Source organism: Robbsia andropogonis (assembly GCF_000970345.1).
Taxonomy (GTDB): domain Bacteria; phylum Pseudomonadota; class Gammaproteobacteria; order Burkholderiales; family Burkholderiaceae; genus Robbsia; species Robbsia andropogonis.
Map to the genome: position 1 here is coordinate 1 of NZ_LAQU01000208.1, position 906 is coordinate 906.

Genomic DNA, 906 nt, shown 5'->3' on the forward strand with positions numbered 1-906 from the left:
ATCGTCATAGCGCGATCCGATTCGTCGCGCCGGCCCATCGGCATGCCGGGCAGGAGCCAGAGATATTGAAGAAACGCCATGCGCTGTATCAGCGTGCTCGAGAACTGAATCCGGCGCGATGGTCCGGTAAGCTACGCAACTGGCAACCGATTGGCTGTGTCTGGCTTAACCCGCAAACACATCATCAAACGCAACATGTGCAAGAAGTGGTAGATGCCGCATAACTCACGTTCCAACTACCTTGACAGTCACCGGTTCAAACTCTAACAGCATTCATGTTCCAAATAGTCTGACAGAGGGGGAGTGCGACCGGGGGCAACATTAGAAGTCAAACGTGCCGGTCAGCAAAACCGTTCGCGTTGGACCCATCGGAATGAAGTCTGCCGTAGTGCTGCTGTAGTACAGGCTGCGGTTGAACAGGTTTTTGACAGCAAGGTTCAGGCCAAAATTCTTGTGGCGATAGAAGAGGGAAACATCGGTCTCTAATTGACTTCCGATCCGGTAGTTGCTGCTCGTACCCACGTCCTGTGAACTCGTGAAGATGTAGCCGAGACCGACGCCGAAGCCCTGAAGTGCTGCGATTTGGAAGTTGTATGTCGTCCAGAGACTTGCAGAATGCTTCGGCATATTGACTGCGACCGAAGGGTTATAGGGCCTCACGTAATCGTCGTACGTATATTGGCCGATAAGATTCAGCCCAGGAAGAATCTTACCTTGCGCTTCCACTTCGAAGCCGCGACTGACCGCACCGCCCGCAGCAATATAAAATCCCGGATGGGCTGGGTCCGAAATATTCTGGTTGGTGTAGGAAATTCGATAGGCCGCAAGTGTGACCGCAAGCTTGTCATCCAGGAAGTTGCCTTTTAAACCGACTTCCTCCTGATTGCTCTTCTCCGGTGCCAGGGG

The 906-nt window shown here is 53.0% G+C and carries 1 protein-coding gene and 1 pseudogene; one reads left to right on the top strand and one right to left on the bottom strand.

Annotated elements, in window-relative coordinates; genetic code table 11:
- A pseudogene (locus tag WM40_RS27170) lies at nt 1-224 on the top strand (IS3 family transposase); the annotation flags it as partial.
- A 97-nt stretch (nt 225-321) separates the two neighbouring features.
- On the opposite strand, the gene WM40_RS27175 reads toward WM40_RS27170, so the two are convergent.
- On the bottom strand, nt 322-906 hold a 585-nt coding region (locus WM40_RS27175; RefSeq protein ID WP_046154664.1), incomplete at its 5' end, for a TonB-dependent siderophore receptor.